Source organism: Rothia sp. 18CD1-1 (genome assembly GCF_055285355.1).
Map to the genome: position 1 here is coordinate 146,157 of NZ_JBUZLI010000001.1, position 16,499 is coordinate 162,655.

Here is a 16,499-nt window from a genome sequence, read left to right on the forward strand (position 1 = left end):
ATGGTTGCTGAAAAACACGCCGATGCAAAGAGACTCGCCGACTACTACGACGAGGCAAAAAACGTGCTCAGAGACCAGAGCTCGCAGATCCGCATACCCGATTTTCTGCTTTTTGCCGGCCTTATTCTGGGCATGGATATCGGTATTGGTCTGCCGACCAACCAGATTATTTTGATCATTATTTGCCTATACGGGCTCACCAGAAAACCGGTCTATGACCTTAAGCCGCTGGGCGGTCTCATGGGTCTGTTTATGATCATGCTCAGCTATATTGCCCTGGTTTCTTTTCTGGCCGACCCCACCGAAGACGCCAGTGACTGGAAACGGCGGCTTCTCCGCCTGGTGCTGACGACGGTGCTCATTTTTATTCTGGCCTCCGGGCAAATTCATCTGCGCTCGGCAATCTACGGTTACGCTACCGCGATCGTGGTCAATATACCGCTCTTCTATGCGGGGCTAGTGCCCGATAACTACGGCGGCTATCTCACCGGTTTGGTGGGGGATAAGAACGTGGCCGGTTTGGTCTACTGCCTCTTTGGGATTTTGATGATCTCTCTGGTGAACCGGCGATCCTCTAAAGCGGTGGTTTTTCTGCTGTTTTCCGGGGCACTGTGGCTGACCGGTTCGCGCACTTCTCTAGCCGCTTTTGCCATGGCCTTGCTGTGGATTCTGATAGCTCCCAGGCTGCCGGTGCTGGGTAGGTTTGTGCTGGCCTACCTGCTTTACCTGGTGGTGAGAGTGCTCTCCGAGGACTATTCTCAGGTGGGGGAGTTTGCCAACCGTGTTGGGTCTGATGAACTGCGACAGCGGATTGACGATGCCTCCTGGGCGCGAGTGCAGGAGACCGGATTTTTTGGGCAGGGCCTCGGTGAAGCCTACGTGCAGCTGGCCGATTCCCTCAACTTCTTCTTCCATAATTCTTACTGGTCTGCTTTTGTGGAGGGGGGCTGGCCCTGGGCTGTTTTCCTGGTTGCTGTAACGGTGTTTGTGCTGGTGCGGCCGTTCTCTGACCGTAAAGGCTGGACCCGTCAGCAGCTGATCGCCCAGGGCTTGGGTATTGCCCTGCTCATTTGTTCTCTGCGTCTGGGCGAGGTTCTGTTCACCCTCTACTGGGGTATCTGTATGGGCTACGGGTTGAGGGTGTGGCTGACCGAGCTGCCGGAGAACAGGGGTAGGGTGGGCCCCGGGCGGGGGCTCGACCAAGAACTGATACCCGCCAAGGTGAAGTAGGGCTCATGGTTGATTCCAGCTACGAGGTTTCGGTTATTGTCTGTGTACGTAACGGTGCGCAGACCATTCTGGGCCAGCTAGAAGCCCTCAACACCCAGAGTGGTGCACCGCCCTTTGAGGTGATCGTTGTCGATAACGGGTCAACCGATTCAACGCGGCAGACGGTTGAACAGTGGATTGGGGCCGCCTCGCGTCTGCCCCACAGTGTTCGGCTGGTGGCGGCAAACCGGCGTGCTTCTATACCCTATGCGCGGAATGTGGGGGTGGGCCATGCCCGCGGCCGGGTAATCGCTTTTTGCGATGCTGACGACCGCGTAGACTCCGGCTGGGTTGCCGCTTTTGCGCGGGCCGTGCACGGGAATATGCTCGCCGGTGGAAAGATTATTCCTTCGCGGGAGAGTCTTATGCCTCCCGGTTGGGGGAGCGGGCTCTTTGCCACCCCCTACCTCATGCATGTCGCCAACTGTAACTGTGCCCTTGAAAGGGAAACCTTTCTGAGGATTGGTGGCTACGACGAGTCGCTACCCCGCTACGGTTTTGAGGATGTTGAGTTCTCTTGGCATGCCCAAGCCCGGGGTGTGGAGCTTGCCTATATTCCGAGTGCGGTGGTGCACTTTACGGTGAGTGGCGACCGGGCATCTGTGCGTAAAAAGTTTCATCTGGGCCGCGGAAGGGTGCTCATGGCACGCCGCTATCCCGGATACGATTCACGAACCTATTCGCCGGGGTCCACTCTCGTAGACTGGGCCCGGGGGAGCGGGAGGATTGTCACAGATCTGATGCGTACCCGCCGGGTATCCCGCCAGCAGCTGGGTGCTTCGGTGGCAGCCCTGGGGCGGGTGGCCGGGTCCCTGCAATACTCCGGTAAAACCAAGAACATCGCTCGCAAAGGAATAGCCGGTGACTAAGCCCACGATAACGATAGCCAGTAACAACGGTGATATGGGCGGTGGCGAAGTCATGCTCCTCAACCTCGCCCGCGCTATGAGGAGGGCAGGCTACACGGTGACCGTGCTGGGTCCGGCCCAGCCCGGCGAAGTCTGTGAAGCCGCCGCTGACGAGGGCTTTGACACCCTGGCGCTACCCGCTCAGAGTCGCGCACAGTATATGGGACAGCTCAGGGCCTGGGACAGGCAGCGGCAGGGGGTTCTCTGGTGCAACGGTCTACTGCCTGCGGTAGCGACATCCGGTCACGGCCACCGTGTGGTTCACCTGCACCAGTTACCCCGAACCACCCCGCAGAGGGCCCTGCTGAAACCGGCCAGGAAAGGAGCTTGTGTCACCCTGCTACCCAGCGACTACGCCGCGGCCAGGGTGCCCGGCTCACGGGCCTTCTATAACTGGGTGGACCCGGTCGATATGCCCCTGTCGCGGAGGGCACCGACAGGTTCTCTGACCGTCGGTTTTTTGGGCCGCCCCTCGCATATCAAGGGCACGGATATTCTGGCGCAGGCCGTGCTAGGGCTGCGTCAAGCCGGTGAAGACTACCGTCTGCTGATTGGTGGTGAACCAAAATTCGTTGACAGTGCGGACCGGCAGCGGGTGCAGCGGCAACTGGATCCGCTGGGGGACGCGGTCGAGTTCACGGGATGGGTGGAGCCGGCAGAATTTTTACGGCGTATCGATATGCTGGTGGTCCCCTCAACAATCGCTGAAACCTTTGGGCTGGTGGTGGCCGAGGCAATGTCTGCGCGAGTCCCTCTGCTCATCACCGATGCCGGGGCTCTCAGTGAGGTGGCAGGGAGCACCCACCCCTGGGTTGCAGCCGCCGGTGACCCGGCAGATTTAGCGGAGAAGATCCGGCAGCTGGGGCAGAAAATCACCGAGGGTGACGACGCTCTGGGACAGATCCTACTTTCTGCTTATTGGCGGTGGCAGGAGCTGTTCTCCCCCGAAGCCGGCCAGGCAAGGGTCAGCGCACTGCTGCGGGAACTCGCAAGCACCGGTGCAGGGGAGGCGCCGTGAACCGACCGGTTCAGACCGATCCCGCGCCGGCCCCGTCGGTAAACCGCCCCCGTTGTACAGTTTGAGAGTAAGAGAATGGTTGACTATCAGGCAGCAGTTATCATCCCCACCAGAGGCGGTGCGGCAAAACTCCATTATCCGCTGGATGCCCTGGAGAAACAGAGCGAGAAAGACTTTCAAGTTATCGTCGTTATCGACGGTGATATCGACGGCACCGAGGCGGTCGTAGAATCCTACAAAAAACGCGGAAAACTCAACCTTGAGACCGTGGTCTTTGCCGAAAACCGCGGGCGTACCAGGGCGCTTAACGCCGGCCACCGGGCTGCCTCTGCCGCCGTGCTCATCCGCTGTGACGACGACCTGGCGCCGGGGGAAGATTTTGTTGCCGGGCATCTGGAACACCACAGGGGTGAAGAAGAAGTGGGAGTGATCGGTATCTATCACAATATTTTTCCGCCCACCCCCTATGCCCGGGCCTACGGTGAATACCGGAACACCCGCTTTAAAGAAGATGCCTACCGGGCCGACTCTGATTTTTCCTGGTATTTTTGGGCCGGCAATGTCTCGATGCCCGCAACCCTTTATGAGCGTCTGGGCGGCTACGATGAGCGTTTTCGCCTCTACGGCTGGGAGGACGTGGATATGGGGTACAGAATCTACCGTTCCGGCGCGAAGATCGTGATTGATCCCCGGCTAGAAACCAACCACTACCTGGCCGCAACCACCACCGCTTCCCGGGCGGTGCGGGCCCTGCACTCGGGTGCTGCCCGGGCTCTTTTCGTCAACAAACACGGTGGTGGTTCGCTGCCGGACCCCCGGCCGGCGGGCCTGTGGGGGCTGGCGGTGAGGCTGGTTGCCGCGGGGGCGCATGAGAAAACCATTACCCCGGCGGGGTCCGCCATTGACAGTATTGCGGACCGTCTGCCCCGAGGCATGGCAGAGAAACTCGTCTCTCTGCTGGTTGAATCGTCGTCATACGCCGGTATCCGCTACCCGCGGCGTGCCCAGAAAGTTTTCTAAGATGCTTTTTAACGGTGTTAAAAAAACCCATTCCGAGCAGCTGGCACCGGTTGCGATAGCCCACGACTACCTCACCCAGAGGGGCGGGGCTGAGAGGGTGGTTCTGGCCCTGCACCGGGCCTACCCGCAGGCAACCATCTATACCGGTCTCTACAATGCTGAGAGGACCTACCCGGAGTTTCGCGACGCCAACATTGTGGTTTCACCGCTTAATAAAATACGGTTTTTTCGCGAAAACCACCGCGCAGCGCTACCCCTGCTACCGCTTGCCTCAAGCCTGCTTCGGGTACCGGCAGAAAAAACGATTGTCTCCTCAAGCGGTTGGGCCCACGGGTTCCGGTTCTCCGGAAGAAGCCTGGTCTACTGTCACTCACCGGCCCGCTGGCTCTACCTGAAAGACCAGTACCTGGGGGAGAACAGTAGCCCGGCTGTTTCCGTGGCGCTCAAAGCCATGCTGCCGGCCCTCATCCGCTGGGACCAGCGGGCAGCCGGCAGGGCGAACCGCTATATTGCCAATTCGACCGTTATTCAGCAGCGGATCGCCAGCGTCTACGGTAGGACAACAGACATCATTTTCCCCCCCTACTCCATACCGGAAAACAGCGCACAGCAACCGATTGCCGGTCTTCAAGAGTTCATGGCAGACTCCGACTATTTCTTGGTGGTCTCCCGTCTGCTGCCCTATAAAAATGTTGACAGGGTGATCGAGGCTTTTGCCGGTCTTGATCACAAGCTGCTGGTGGTGGGGGCCGGCCCCATGGTGGATGAACTGCGCGCTGCCGCCGGGAATAATATCCGTTTTGTCTCTGACATTTCCGATGAGGAGCTGCGCTACGCTTACGCCCACTGCAGGGCTCTCCTGGCGGTATCACACGAAGATTTTGGGCTGACACCGCTTGAGGTCGGGGCCTTCGGTAAGCCCACGATCGCCCTGAAAGCCGGCGGCTACCTCGATACCATTAACCCCGCAATCAACGGCCACTTTATTGAGGCACCAACGGCGGCGGCTATACGCACGGCGGTCTATAACTTTCAAGAGCAAGACTGGGACGCTAAGGCTATCGAGGAGCACGCGGCCAAATTTTCCGAGGCCCGATTTATTCAGCAGGTCAAAGCCTCCATGGACCTGCTCTAGAGGAGCACCCGCCGGATCAGCTGCATGTCCAGCAGAGAAGACACGAAAACGGTGATGTCCTGGGAAATGGCTTCCGGTGAAACCTCAAAAATACCGGCGGCCAGGTCGATCAGGGTATCCACGGTGCGGGGCTCCCGCAGCAGGTCCCACATAATCCCCGCCGTCCCGTCAAAACATAGGATCTCCGAGCGTTCCAGGTGGGCAACATAGATCTTTGTGGAGTTGGGGTTACCCAGATCGGCATCGTACACGTATGCGCTGTCGGGTGAGTGCACAAAAGCCACCGTGCTCATCGGGACCCACCCAGCGAATAGAAGCGGGCAAAAAATTTTCTGCGTTTCTCGGCACCGGTGGGTGCGTGTCCTAGGGACATGGCCAAATGGTCCTCATTGACCGAAAAAATATTGGTGAGCAAACGAGCCTTCGCCCTGAAACCGTGTGCCCGCTGCATCCGTGCTAGCCACTGCAGATAGAAGGGCGAATCCTGAGACATCACCTTCCACAGCAGATAGTGAGGCGCCCCCCGGTGCTGCTCGACCCTGCCCAGGGCCGTATCAAAAGCGAGCACCGCATCAAGTTCTTCTGCCCGGGCCCGCAACTGGCCCCACTCGGCAGCCCCCAGCACGGACTCCAGATGGGCGACCTCCCGGCTAGACCGGGCACGAGCACCGTGTACGATCACCAGCAGGCGAGAGTCAAGCAGGGAAGGAACCTGGCAGGGGAAAGAAGAAATATCCTTGGTCCGCCGCTGCCCCCACAGCTGCTCAAAAGCGCGGGTGGGATCGGCGAAACCGACCCCCGGAAAGTAGCGGTGAATATCGGCCAGCCCCCAGCTGGGATGATAAACGGTAGCCGCGTGCTCAAAAATTGATCCGGTTTCAAAATGGGTGAGCACCTGCCAGCCGTCCTGGTCGAGCAGGGCCATCAGCCGATGAACGTGCGCGGGGCGTACCAGCAGGTCGACATCCGTACTGGCACGATCTTTCCGGTAGGTGTCTTCACCGAAGGCGTAGCCCTTGATATGGAGAAGATCCACCGCGTTGAGGAGAGCTACCCGCTGAAAATAGGCGTGAGAGAGGTGTATACGAGCCTTCAGCGGTATCTCGTTGAGCACCGGATCAGCCACCGTCACCGTCCGCCCCCTTTCATGTGCGCCTTCTGGTGCAAGAATAGTGCGGAAGCCCCCCGCACTATTGGCCTGCGATCTTTCTATTTTTTGTCCCTGCGCCGGGGCCGATCGGAGGAGCTCTCCTGTGCGCCGTCTACCCCGTAGTAGCTGGAGTACATAGCGGTACCCGCGTAACCAAAACCGTAGTAGGAGGTGCCCAAGCCCTTGAGCGGGGTGCGGTTAATAACCGTGCCCAAAATATTGGCGTCAACCTTGTCCAACACATTCTTCGCCTCAGCCAAATGCTCCTTGCGGGTGGCGCCCACGGCCGCAACCACCACCACGCCGTCCACCGCGGTCGACAGCAGAGATGCATCGGTGACCGGCAGCAGCGGCGGCACATCAATGATCACCATAAACTCCTGAGAGAGCTCTTTGATCAGCTGACGCATCTTATCCGAGCCCAGCAGTTCCGAGGGGTTGGGCGGAATCCTGCCGGCGGGAAGAATAAAGAGCTGGGTGTCCTCGTACTGGCGTACCGCGTCAGAGAGCTCCACCTGACCCACCAGCACCTGGGTGAGACCAACCTTGGAGTCGATCTTGAATTTTTTGGCAATCGACGGGCGCCGCAGATCGGCATCGATGATAATGGTAGGCTGCCCCGAATCGGCCAGGGAACGGGCAATCGAGGTCGATACCGTCGATTTACCCTCACCCGGCTCGGAAGAGGTCACGATGAGAGACCTGGGCGGATTGTCAATATTCACAAAACGCAGGTTGGTTCGGATCTGGCGAATGGCCTCCTGCGAAACGTGATCGTCGCTACTGGTGAGAAGGTTCTGTTCGTTGAGCTTCTCGGTTTCGGGTAGGGTACCCAGCACCCCCGCATCGGTGGCTTTGACGACGTCGTCGCGAGTGCGTACCCGAATGTCGAGCTGGTTACGGAGGAAAATAATGGCAAAGACCATCACCAGGCCGGCACCGGCACCAAGAGCGGTGTTTTGAATAAAGTTGGGGCTGGAGGGGGAGCCGGGAAGGGTGGCGTTATCCAGCGGAACCACCCGCACGGTGGTTGACCCCTCAAGGTCGTTGACCACCTTGGCGGTTGCCTCAAGTGAACTGTTGGCCAGGGTCTGGGCATGCTCGGGGGAGTCAGCGGATGCGGTGACCCGGATCAGTGCGGAGTCCCCCTCTAGAGCGGCGGAGAGGTTGCCCTGGATAGCGCCCTTACTCATGCCGAGTTCGGGGTGAGATGCCAGGATTTCTTCGGCTACGGGGCCGGAGGAGACCAGGGCCAGGTAGGATGAGGCCTTGTCTTTGGCGGCGGTGCTGCCGGAGATAACATCACCGATACCGGTGGAATCACCCACGGTCACGTAGCCGGTGGATGAGGAAGAATAAATTTTAGGTTGGAGCATGGAATAGCCAAATCCCAGGAGCGCACCAACGAACACGCCAATCACGAGGTATTTCAGATTAACTCGAACCAGGCGCACAAAATCAAGGATTGTCATAGCGGATAAACCCCAAACCTAAATAGTGTGAAAAATCGTGCGAATAAATGAGTCTCTGCAAGTCTAGCATCTCCCCTTGGAGGAAAGGAGGCGGCTTGTCCCCTAAAAAGAGGTAGCTTTATATCACAGAAATTATTCTTTAGGGCAGACACCGTTTCCGTCCGGCCTCAGCGGCGACGGGCCGGGGTGAGCCGTGGGCGGGACCTGCCGAATCAACCGCAGAACCTTGCCACCTCAACAGCCTACTTCAGCAGGCCCATCAGGTATTTACCGTAGCCGCTTTTAAGAAGGGGCTGGGCCAGTTCTTCTAGGCGGGAATCATCAATATATTTCATCCGCCAGGCAATCTCCTCGGGGCAGCCAATAGAGAGCCCCTGCCGCGCCTGTACGGTGCGAATAAAATGGGTGGCATCGGAGAGAGAATCAAAAGTCCCGGTATCAAGCCAGGCGGTGCCGCGCGGCAGAATCTCCACCCGTAATTTTCCCTGCCGGAGATAGACACTGTTGAGATCGCTAATTTCTAGCTCACCGCGGGCCGAGGGCCTTATACTTTTAGCAATCTCAACCACCCGGTTATCGTAGAAATAGAGTCCGGGGATCGCGTACTCGCTCTTAGGAAACCGCGGTTTTTCTTCAATAGAAATAGCCCTGTAATTTTCGTCAAACTCCACCACGCCGTAGGCCCGTGGATCCGCTACTCGGTAGCCGAATACGGCGGCGCCGTCAATAGTGCTGTATTTGCGGAGCTGGGTTCCCAGCCCCGGCCCGTAAAAAATATTGTCGCCGAGCACCAGGGCCACCGAGTCTTCACCAATATGATCCTCGCCCAGCAGAAAAGCCTGTGCCAGGCCGTCGGGGGAAGGCTGCACCCTGTAGCTAAACCGCACCCCAAACCGTGAGCCGTCGCCCAGCAACCGCTGAAACTGCTCAAGATCTTCACCGGTGGTGATGATGAGAATGTCTTGAATCCCCGCCAGCATCAGGGTCGAAAGCGGGTAGTAGATCATTGGTTTATCGTAAACGGGGGTGAGCTGCTTACTGATTCCCAGGGTAACGGGGTGGAGTCGGCTACCGGTTCCGCCGGCTAAAATAATTCCCTTCATAGGCCCATTCTGACATGTAAACCCGCAATACTTTTCTAACCCGAGAATAAATTTTTTGGTGGTTACCCCTTACCATGGGAGCATGGCAAAAATCTTAGTAACCGGCGGTGCCGGGTTTATCGGATCAAATTTTGTTCATTATCTTCTCGATAATACCGAGCACTCGGTGGTGGTTCTGGACAAAATGACCTACGCGGCAAACGAGAAATCGCTGGAGGGCGCTGATTCCTCCCGTTTCACCCTGGTGCGCGGTGACGTTGCTGACCGCGACATCGTGGACCCGCTGGTGGCAGAAGCCGATGCGGTGGTGCACTATGCGGCCGAGTCCCACAACGACAACTCGCTGGCTGACCCCCGGCCCTTTATCCACACCAACCTGGTGGGAACGTTCACCCTGCTTGAGGCGGTGCGCGCCCACAGAAAGCGCTACCACCACATTTCGACCGATGAGGTTTTTGGTGACCTCGAGCTTGATACCCCCGCCAAGTTTACAGAAGAGACCCCCTACAATCCGTCTTCCCCCTATTCCTCAACCAAGGCGGGGTCAGACCTGCTGGTGCGTGCCTGGGTGCGGTCTTTCGGGGTTGAGGCGACCCTGTCGAACTGCTCTAACAACTACGGCCCCTACCAGCATATTGAGAAGTTTATTCCGCGGCAGATTACCAATGTGCTTTCGGGTATCCGGCCCAAGCTTTACGGCGAGGGGCTGAATGTGCGCGACTGGATTCACGCCAACGATCACTCGTCTGCCGTGCTGACCATCCTTGAGAAGGGGGAGGAGGGGCAGACCTATTTGATCGGTGCCCGCGGTGAGCGGAACAATATCACGGTACTCCGCACCATTTTGCGGCTGATGGGTCAGCCCGAAGACGCTTTTGAGAAGGTGACGGACCGCCCCGGCCACGATTTGCGTTACGCCATCGACGGTAGCCGTCTGCGGCAGCAGCTGGGCTGGGAGCCGAGGTTTACCGATTTTGAGGCGGGCCTGGCGGACACAATCGACTGGTATACGCAGCACCGCGCCTGGTGGGAGCCGCTCAAGGCCGAGGTGGAAGCTCAATACGCAAAGGCTGGTCAGTAAGTTGAGTCAAGAACTGAGGGTGCACACCACCGATATCCCGGGGCTACTCCTGATTGATATGCCGGTACACGGCGATAACCGGGGCTGGTTTAAGGAGAACTGGCAGCGGGAGAAGATGACTGCTGCGGGCCTACCCGATTTTGTTCCGGTACAGAACAATGTTTCCTTTAACGCTGTCGCTGGGACCACCCGCGGTATCCACGCCGAGCCCTGGGACAAGTATGTTTCTGTAGCCAGTGGCAGAGTCTTTGGTGCCTGGGTGGATCTGCGCGAGGGCGACTCGTTTGGCAGGGTGGTAACCGCGGAGATGGGGCCCGACACCGCCGTCTATGTGCCGCGCGGGGTGGGTAACTCCTTTCAGACTCTGGAAGATAACACCGCCTATATCTACGTGGTCAATGACCACTGGTCGGAGCAGGCGCTGGGGGATTATTCTTTTCTTAATCTCGCGGATCCAACGGTGGCGGTTCCCTGGCCTATACCTCTGGGGCGCGCAGAGCTATCCGAGAAGGATAGAAACCACCCGTATCTGGCAGAGGTGACCCCGGTGAAGCCGGCCCCCTACCTGCTGGTCGGGGCAGACGGGCAGCTGGGTCGCGAGCTTGCCCGCCGGTTCACCGTAGCCGGTACCCCCTATATTGGTGTTACCCGGGGCGAGTTTGACCTGGCGCGGCCGGATACCTGGAAGAACGCCTACCGTTGGCGTTCCCTGCGCGGTATTATCAACGCCGCCGCCTACACGGCGGTTGACCTTGCCGAGACCGATGGGGGCAGGGCTCAGGCGTGGGCGGTCAACGCTACCGGTGTTGCTGCGCTTGCTGACCGCGCCAGAGAGGCGGCCATTGACCTGGTGCAGGTGTCGACCGACTACGTTTTTGATGGCGGGCTGGAGTTGGGCCGCGAATACGGCGATAATGACCCCGTAGCCCCCCTGGGCGTCTACGGCCAGTCTAAGGCTGCCGGGGAGATGGCGGCTCGCGCCTATAATCGCCACTATATTGTGCGAACCTCGTGGGTGATCGGTGACGGCAAAAATTTTGTGGATACTATGCGCTCGCTGGCAGCCGCCGGGGTGGATCCGTCGGTTATTGACGACCAGTATGGCCGGCCGACTTTTACCGGAGATTTAGCGGCCGGTATTCTGCATCTGCTACAGACCGGTGCCGACTACGGCACCTATAATCTCACCAATACCGGGCCGGTGATCACCTGGGCCGACCTTGCCCGGGCCAGTTTCGCCGCGTACGGGCACGACCCGGCGCGGGTGAGAGATATTAGCACCGAGAAATATTGTGAGGGGGCAGAATTTTTCTCGCCCCGACCCAAGAATTCTGCGCTAAACCTATCAAAGATTATGGGTACCGGTTTTGTACCGCGGGATCACCGGCAGGCGTTGACCGACTATGCGCAGGGAGCGGAGTAGAAGGAGTTGAGCCGAGGTTTACTGTGACGGGCTCGATACCCGTGCTTCTTGCGCCGGTGCGCGGGCCGAAGGCATACTTAATGGGTTGCCGAAGCCCCGGCAACAGCCAAGGCGGTGGAATGCTTGCGAAGCAGGTCCGTAACCGACGGTGGCTGACTGGAAGTTATTTTCTGGCGTCAGTGCACTGCTTGGCGCAATAATTTTCAGTAGAGAAAAGAGAAGACACAGTGGCTAACACCATTAAGATTGCGGCAACCCGCCGCGAAGATTTTGGCAAGGGTTATGCGCGCCGTATCCGCATGGCCGGTGATATTCCGGCGGTGATCTACGGTCACGGTAGTGAACCGCAGCATGTGGTGCTGCCGGGGCACGAAACCACCCTGGCTGCCCGCAACGCAAACGCTATCCTCAACCTCGATGTTGAGGGGGAGAGCGTGCTGGCCATGATTAAGGATATTCAGCGTCACCCTATCCGTCCCGAGCTGCAGCACATAGATCTGCTGATCGTTCGCCGCGGTGAGCGTGTGGAGATTGAGGTTCCCCTGCAGGTTGAGGGCGAGGTTGAGAAGGGCGCTGTTGCCAACGTTGAAGAGACCGTGCTTCTGGTGGAGGCAGACGCCCTGTCTGCACCGGAGCAGATTGTTGTGAATATCGAGGGCCGCAAGGTTGGCGAGCATGTCACCGCCGCCGATATTGTGCTTCCCGACGACGTCACCCTGGCTGCCGACGGTGAGCTGCTGGTGGTCAACGTCTCTGAGCCCGAGGTTCTTGAGGTCCCCGAGGCCGACGGTGAGGCCGATGAGGCAACCGCCGAATCCGCCGGTGAAGCTGCGGAGTCAGAATAGGTTTACTCCCGGTTCCGCGCAAGGGGCGGGGCCAGACTTCTGAGGGCCCGTACACTGCCGTGTACGGGCCCTTGATAATGGATGCAGTGATTGTAGTGGTCAAATTTTTTCGAGACCGAAGAGAGAGCAGAGCGGATATGGGCGAAGCTTGGTTGGTGGTGGGTCTGGGGAACCCCGGCGAAGAGTACCAAAAAACGCGCCACAATATCGGACAGATGGTTCTTGACCGCCTGGCTGAGAGAGTGGGCGGTAGTTTCCGGAGGCAGGCGCGGGCAAGGGCATTGACACTGGAAGGTCGTCTGGGGGTGGGGGGCCCCAGGCTGGTGCTGGCTAAACCGCTGACTTTCATGAACGTCTCGGGCGGCCCCGTGGCCGCCCTGGCCTCCTTCTACGGTATAGGCCCCGACCGTATTATTGCCGTGCATGACGAACTTGATATTCCCTTCGACACGGTCAGAATCAAGAAGGGTGGGGGAGAGGGTGGCCATAACGGTTTACGCGATATCAGCAAAGCGCTGGGCACCAAAGACTACTATCGCCTCCGCACCGGAATTGGTAGGCCGCCGGGGCGTATGGATGTCTCGACCTTTGTGCTCAGACCTTTTAGCGCTGCCGAGACGGGGCAGCTGCCCCTGCTGGTGGATACCGCCGCTGATGCATGCCAAAGCCTGGTCACCGACGGCCTTGCCGCCGCCCAGCAGAAATACCACGGCACCTGGGGCTAGACCTCAGGCAAGCACCGCCTTACTATCAATTTCGGCCCCTCAGGAATAAGCTATAAAAATATGTCGTTATGGCATGCGCATGCAGACAGGCAGAGCCGAGACCAAAGGACGGTACAGTGACTACCCAGGGATACGCCCTCGCGCCGGGAACACCCCTCAACAATGAGACGGTGGCACGGCTACGGCAAGACTTTCCTCTCCTTCAGACACGGGTGAACGGCTACCCCCTCACCTATCTGGATTCGGGGGCGACCAGTCAGAACCCGGTGCAGGTGATCACCGCCGAAAGAGACTTTTATACCGGCGCTAACTCGGCGGTGCACCGGGGAGCCCACACACTGGCGGTTGAGTCAACCGACCTCTTTGAGGATGCCCGCCGCACCGTGGCCCGTTTTGTCGGTGCCGATGAAAATGAGCTGGTATGGACCTCTAACGCTACCGAGGCGATCAACCTCATCACCTACTCCATGGCTAACGCCAGTGCGGGCCTGGGCGGGGAAGCTGCCAAGAAATTTGCTCTGGGACCGGAAGATGACATCGTGGTGACCGAGCAGGAACACCATGCCAACCTGATTCCCTGGCAGATCCTTGCCCAGAAGACCGGTGCCCGTCTGACCTGGATTCCGCTTCTCCCCGATGGGACACTCGACTATGAGGCGGCCGAAAAAATAGTCAGCGGTAGAACAGCGGTGCTGGCCTTCACCCACGTCTCCAATGTCTTGGGGTCGGTGACTGACGTAGAGTTTCTGACCCGGCTAGCTCGCGGCGTGGGTGCTCGCGTGGTTCTGGATTCCTGCCAGTCCGTTCCCCACATGCCGGTGAATTTTCACGAACTCGATGTTGATTTTGCCGTGTTTTCCGGCCACAAAATGCTAGGTCCCACCGGGATTGGTGCCCTCTACGGCCGGGCAGAACTGCTGGCTGATCTGCCTCCCTTCCTCACCGGCGGCTCCATGATTACCAGGGTGAGTATGACCGAGGCCGAGTTTATGGCGCCACCGACCCGGTTTGAGGCGGGTACTCAGAAGGTGAGCCAGGCGGTCGCGCTGGGGCAGGCGGTACGCTACCTTGAGAACCTGGGGATGGACGCGGTACACGCCTGGGAGGCGCAGCTGGGCCAGCGTCTAGCTACCGGGATCGAGAAGATTGACGGTGTACGGCTACTGGGCCCCGCTGCGGGCAAGCCCCGCGCCGGTCTAGCCGCGGTGCACGTCGACGGTGTACACCCCCACGACGTGGGACAGCTTTTGGATATGCGGGGGGTGGCTGTGCGCGTGGGCCACCACTGTGCCCAGCCCCTGCACCGGGCACTGGGGGTGACCGCATCGACTCGGGCCTCCACATACATCTACAACACCACTGACGACGTGGACCGCTTTCTGGACGAGCTTGCCGGTGTGCGCGGCTACTTCGGTCTCTAGCATAGTAATCGGACAAGACAGCGAAAGGATCACCATGAGCGGGTTGGAATCCCTCTACCAAGACATCATTCTTGATCACTCCAAGCAGCGTTTGGGCCAGGGCCTGGTCGATGCGGTACACGCCCACGCCGATAACCACCAGTACAACCCCACCTGCGGCGACGAAATCAACCTGCGGGTGGAACTCTCCGAAGACGGCGAAACCATCGAGAAAATCTCCTGGGAGGGGGAGGGCTGCTCCATTTCGATGGCTGCCGCCTCGGTGCTTTCACAGATGGCACCGGGAATGGGTTTAAACGATTTTTGGGATTTGGTTGACCGTTTTCGGCAGATGCTGCGTTCGCGCGGACAAATAGAGCCTGACGAAGAATTTTTTGGCGATGCTGCCGCATTTGCCGGTGTTTCTAAGTTCGTTGCCCGGGTAAAATGTGCTATGCTCGCCTGGGTTGCCGCAGAAGAAGCAGCGAAAGAGGCACATTTGGCGGCAACTGTCCACTAAAGAGGTGGCATCTAGAAGACTTTGTCCCCCAAACTATGCTCACGATTTTCTTTCGCTTGAGCTTCACTATCCACTAGTGTGAAGGGGGCCGGCTGTAGATGCCATGACCGCCCGCGGGTAGGGGAAACCCCGGGCCGGGTAACAACGCGCGATAAAGGGGAAACGCAATGAATATTGGCTATGCAGCCGGCGCTTTTGATCTGTTCCACGTGGGACACCTCAACATTCTTCGCCAGGCAAAGAAAAACTGTGACTATCTCATAGCGGGTGTGGTCTCCGATGAAATGCTTGAGCTCACCAAGGGCCGCCGCCCGATCGTGCCGCTGGCAGAGCGCATGGAGATCGTCGCGCACATTGACTTTGTGGATGAGGTGCGGGCAGAAACCGTGGTGGATAAGCTTGAAACCTGGGAGCAGGTCGGTTTTAACACCTTCTTTAAGGGCGATGACTGGAAAGGTACACCCCGCGGTATCGACCTTGAAAACCGCTTTGCCGAGGTGGGGGTGTCGGTGGTTTACTTCCCCTACACAGCCCATACGTCGTCGACCAAGCTGAGGGCGGCACTCGCGGCGCTGTCCACCCCCCAGAAGGCGGCGTCCTAGTTTCTTCTGGTCTCCCCGGCGGCCCCAAGCGGTGTGTTTGTCCGCGGCTGTCGAGGGGATCTAGATAGGCGAATAAGAGCTGTCATCACAGATAGCTTGAAAAGATAGTACACCGGGGGTGCGGCACCGGTCACCGGCGCCGCACCCCCGGTGTATATAGCGAGGGTAAAGAGTGGATCCTCTACCTACCGCTGTGTCTATTTCTGGGCTGTCCACTGCTCCACATAGGAGCCCAGACGCACAAGAACATTACCCACGTAGGGCTCGGCCGCAGCGGCAATCTTCTTACCCACCAGGGGGATACCGCAGGATACCTCGCCGCTGACCTCGATAACGGTCTGCTCACCCTGGGGCAGTAGCTTCTGTGTGGCCTGTGCACTGATCGGAAGCCCGCCGACCTTGATGTCGGTGGTGACGGTGCGTACACCATCATCACCGGGGGCAGAGACCTGATCGGTCTGGGTCATTTGAAGACCCTTTGAAACAAACTTCTTGGCAATATCAGGTACCCGGTCGGCAGAAACCGTGCGGGTGGTTGTTGAGGTAAACGCCCCGGAGGTATCCCCGTCTACCGAGAAAGAACCAAAAGCAATCTCGAGCTGGTCACACACAAAACGCGCAAAATCCTCGGATGCGTAGGCTTCAATAACGCGTGCCACCGGTGTATTGACGGTGGTTGATTCCTGAACAGACATAGAAGTCCCTTTCTTATAGGTTTGAGGGTTCTCGATCAACGAAAACAGGCACGGGTTCAAGATACCCAAGAGAGGTAACCCGTCGCGAATTTTCGCGGCCCCGTTTCGCTGGAGGGTGACTACCTCCGACATC

At 58.7% G+C, this 16,499-nt stretch carries 17 protein-coding genes; 12 read left to right on the forward strand and 5 right to left on the reverse strand.

All coding sequences use genetic code 11. The annotated features are described in order from the left end of the window. The 5 genes from ACS1BR_RS00725 (at window position 1) to ACS1BR_RS00745 (ending at window position 5,350) form a co-directional block, all read left to right on the forward strand. On the forward strand, window positions 1-1,230 hold the full coding sequence (locus tag ACS1BR_RS00725; RefSeq protein WP_463559492.1) for an O-antigen ligase family protein: 1,230 nt from the start codon (window positions 1-3) through the stop codon (window positions 1,228-1,230). A gap of 5 nt (window positions 1,231-1,235) precedes the next feature. Then, entirely contained in the window at window positions 1,236-2,138 is a 903-nt protein-coding gene (locus tag ACS1BR_RS00730) for a glycosyltransferase family 2 protein (RefSeq protein ID WP_463559495.1), read from the forward strand. Next, window positions 2,131-3,195 carry a glycosyltransferase family 4 protein gene (locus ACS1BR_RS00735; RefSeq protein ID WP_463559496.1) on the forward strand — a complete coding sequence of 355 codons (1,065 nt, stop codon included), beginning with the start codon at window positions 2,131-2,133 and terminating at the stop codon, window positions 3,193-3,195. The genes ACS1BR_RS00730 and ACS1BR_RS00735 overlap by 8 nt, the downstream gene beginning before the upstream one ends. A gap of 75 nt (window positions 3,196-3,270) precedes the next feature. Further along, a complete protein-coding gene (locus tag ACS1BR_RS00740; protein ID WP_463559497.1) occupies window positions 3,271-4,215 on the forward strand; it encodes a glycosyltransferase family 2 protein in 945 nt (314 codons plus the stop codon). A 1-nt stretch (window position 4,216) separates the two neighbouring features. Then, window positions 4,217-5,350 (forward strand): glycosyltransferase, encoded by a 1,134-nt coding sequence (locus tag ACS1BR_RS00745; protein WP_463559498.1) that lies wholly within the window; start codon window positions 4,217-4,219, stop codon window positions 5,348-5,350. On the opposite strand, the gene ACS1BR_RS00750 is transcribed toward ACS1BR_RS00745, so the two are convergent. From ACS1BR_RS00750 to rfbA, 4 genes are all read right to left on the reverse strand, one after another. Next, window positions 5,347-5,643, reverse strand: coding sequence for a PqqD family protein (locus ACS1BR_RS00750; RefSeq protein WP_463559499.1), 297 nt, complete (start codon window positions 5,641-5,643; stop codon window positions 5,347-5,349). The genes ACS1BR_RS00745 and ACS1BR_RS00750 overlap by 4 nt on opposite strands. Continuing rightward, window positions 5,640-6,482 (reverse strand): nucleotidyltransferase family protein, encoded by an 843-nt coding sequence (locus ACS1BR_RS00755; protein ID WP_463559500.1) that lies wholly within the window; start codon window positions 6,480-6,482, stop codon window positions 5,640-5,642. Before ACS1BR_RS00755 ends, ACS1BR_RS00750 begins: the two co-directional genes overlap by 4 nt. A gap of 77 nt (window positions 6,483-6,559) precedes the next feature. Next, complete coding sequence (locus ACS1BR_RS00760) at window positions 6,560-7,972, reverse strand: tyrosine-protein kinase domain-containing protein (protein ID WP_463559501.1); 1,413 nt, start codon at window positions 7,970-7,972, stop codon at window positions 6,560-6,562. A gap of 242 nt (window positions 7,973-8,214) precedes the next feature. Then, window positions 8,215-9,075 (reverse strand): glucose-1-phosphate thymidylyltransferase RfbA, encoded by an 861-nt coding sequence (gene rfbA / locus ACS1BR_RS00765; protein WP_463559502.1) that lies wholly within the window; start codon window positions 9,073-9,075, stop codon window positions 8,215-8,217. 82 nt (window positions 9,076-9,157) lie between these two features. Between rfbA and rfbB the strand changes: the two genes are divergently transcribed. The 7 genes from rfbB to ACS1BR_RS00800 all read left to right on the forward strand — a co-directional run bounded on the left by rfbB (window position 9,158) and on the right by ACS1BR_RS00800 (window position 15,671). Then, window positions 9,158-10,156 carry a dTDP-glucose 4,6-dehydratase gene (gene rfbB / locus ACS1BR_RS00770; RefSeq protein ID WP_463559504.1) on the forward strand — a complete coding sequence of 333 codons (999 nt, stop codon included), beginning with the start codon at window positions 9,158-9,160 and terminating at the stop codon, window positions 10,154-10,156. Between the two features lies 1 nt (window position 10,157). Then, on the forward strand, window positions 10,158-11,579 hold the full coding sequence (locus ACS1BR_RS00775; protein ID WP_463559505.1) for a sugar nucleotide-binding protein: 1,422 nt from the start codon (window positions 10,158-10,160) through the stop codon (window positions 11,577-11,579). 227 nt (window positions 11,580-11,806) lie between these two features. Next, window positions 11,807-12,424 carry a 50S ribosomal protein L25/general stress protein Ctc gene (locus tag ACS1BR_RS00780; RefSeq protein WP_463559507.1) on the forward strand — a complete coding sequence of 206 codons (618 nt, stop codon included), beginning with the start codon at window positions 11,807-11,809 and terminating at the stop codon, window positions 12,422-12,424. A 137-nt stretch (window positions 12,425-12,561) separates the two neighbouring features. Next, on the forward strand, window positions 12,562-13,149 hold the full coding sequence (gene pth, locus ACS1BR_RS00785) for an aminoacyl-tRNA hydrolase (protein ID WP_463559508.1): 588 nt from the start codon (window positions 12,562-12,564) through the stop codon (window positions 13,147-13,149). A gap of 116 nt (window positions 13,150-13,265) precedes the next feature. Further along, complete coding sequence (locus ACS1BR_RS00790) at window positions 13,266-14,570, forward strand: SufS family cysteine desulfurase (RefSeq protein WP_463559509.1); 1,305 nt, start codon at window positions 13,266-13,268, stop codon at window positions 14,568-14,570. A gap of 34 nt (window positions 14,571-14,604) precedes the next feature. Beyond that, entirely contained in the window at window positions 14,605-15,069 is a 465-nt protein-coding gene (gene sufU / locus ACS1BR_RS00795; RefSeq protein ID WP_463559510.1) for a Fe-S cluster assembly sulfur transfer protein SufU, read from the forward strand. Between the two features lie 167 nt (window positions 15,070-15,236). Next, entirely contained in the window at window positions 15,237-15,671 is a 435-nt protein-coding gene (locus ACS1BR_RS00800) for an adenylyltransferase/cytidyltransferase family protein (protein WP_463559511.1), read from the forward strand. Window positions 15,672-15,868: 197 nt separating this feature from the next. On the opposite strand, the gene ACS1BR_RS00805 is transcribed toward ACS1BR_RS00800, so the two are convergent. Continuing rightward, on the reverse strand, window positions 15,869-16,366 hold the full coding sequence (locus ACS1BR_RS00805; protein ID WP_463559512.1) for a DUF2505 domain-containing protein: 498 nt from the start codon (window positions 16,364-16,366) through the stop codon (window positions 15,869-15,871). Window positions 16,367-16,499: the final 133 nt, after the last annotated feature.

Excerpts from the sequence above, each read along its gene's own strand:
- ACS1BR_RS00725 (WP_463559492.1), top strand. The coding sequence starts at position 1 with ATGGTTGCTGAAAAACACGCCGATGCAAAGAGACTCGCCGACTACTAC.
- ACS1BR_RS00730 (WP_463559495.1), top strand. The coding sequence starts at position 1,236 with ATGGTTGATTCCAGCTACGAGGTTTCGGTTATTGTCTGTGTACGTAAC.
- ACS1BR_RS00740 (WP_463559497.1), top strand. The coding sequence starts at position 3,271 with ATGGTTGACTATCAGGCAGCAGTTATCATCCCCACCAGAGGCGGTGCG.
- ACS1BR_RS00745 (WP_463559498.1), top strand. The coding sequence starts at position 4,217 with ATGCTTTTTAACGGTGTTAAAAAAACCCATTCCGAGCAGCTGGCACCG.
- ACS1BR_RS00750 (WP_463559499.1), bottom strand. The coding sequence starts at position 5,643 with ATGAGCACGGTGGCTTTTGTGCACTCACCCGACAGCGCATACGTGTAC.
- ACS1BR_RS00760 (WP_463559501.1), bottom strand. The coding sequence starts at position 7,972 with ATGACAATCCTTGATTTTGTGCGCCTGGTTCGAGTTAATCTGAAATAC.
- rfbA (WP_463559502.1), bottom strand. The coding sequence starts at position 9,075 with ATGAAGGGAATTATTTTAGCCGGCGGAACCGGTAGCCGACTCCACCCC.
- rfbB (WP_463559504.1), top strand. The coding sequence starts at position 9,158 with ATGGCAAAAATCTTAGTAACCGGCGGTGCCGGGTTTATCGGATCAAAT.
- pth (WP_463559508.1), top strand. The coding sequence starts at position 12,562 with ATGGGCGAAGCTTGGTTGGTGGTGGGTCTGGGGAACCCCGGCGAAGAG.
- sufU (WP_463559510.1), top strand. The coding sequence starts at position 14,605 with ATGAGCGGGTTGGAATCCCTCTACCAAGACATCATTCTTGATCACTCC.
- ACS1BR_RS00800 (WP_463559511.1), top strand. The coding sequence starts at position 15,237 with ATGAATATTGGCTATGCAGCCGGCGCTTTTGATCTGTTCCACGTGGGA.
- ACS1BR_RS00805 (WP_463559512.1), bottom strand. The coding sequence starts at position 16,366 with ATGTCTGTTCAGGAATCAACCACCGTCAATACACCGGTGGCACGCGTT.